This window comes from Aquabacterium parvum, from assembly GCF_001447195.1.
Taxonomy (GTDB): domain Bacteria; phylum Pseudomonadota; class Gammaproteobacteria; order Burkholderiales; family Burkholderiaceae_C; genus Aquabacterium; species Aquabacterium parvum.
This window is the reverse complement of record NZ_LFRI01000106.1, coordinates 1-588: the sequence shown is the minus strand read 5'-3', so window position 1 is coordinate 588 and position 588 is coordinate 1. Positions and strand designations below refer to the sequence as shown.

General features: G+C 65.6%; 1 protein-coding gene. It reads left to right on the top strand.

What is annotated here, in order from left to right; translation table 11 throughout:
* A partial coding sequence (locus ABG80_RS04310; protein ID WP_152987454.1) for a transposase occupies positions 1-588 on the top strand: 588 nt, incomplete at both ends.

The window sequence follows — 588 nt, the reverse complement described above, 5'->3', positions numbered from 1 at the left end:
GTTGCAGCAGCACGGCTACATCCCCCGCGGCGGACAGATCGTGGATGCCAGCATCGTGCAGGCCCCCGTCACCCAGACGAACAAGGACGAGCGCGAAGCGCTCAACGAAGGCCGCAAGCCTGAGGGCTGGAGTGCCAAGCGAATGCGGCACACCGACGGCGACGCGCGCTGGACCAAGAAGCACGGCAAGAGCTTCTACGGCTACAAGGTACATGCCAACGCCGATGCGCGCTACAAGCTAATTCGCCAGGCCAAGATCACTGCGGCCAATGTGGACGACGGGCAGACATTGAAGGATGTGCTGGACTGCGGCAACACGGGCGCGCGGGTGCTGGCCGACCGAGGCTACGACGCGCAGGCCAATCGCGAGTTGCTGCACACCAGCAAGTTGCGCGACGGCATTGCGCGGCGCGCCAAGCCGGGACAAGACAGGCGAGCCCGGCTGGACGGGCGCAACAAGGCGATCAACCGCATCCGAGCCCGGGGCGAGCATGTGTTCGCTGGGCTGGAGCAGCTTGGCGGCAAGTGCGTGCGGGCGCTGACACTGGCGCGCAATGAGCTGGCCATTCTGCTCAAGTGTGCGACGTA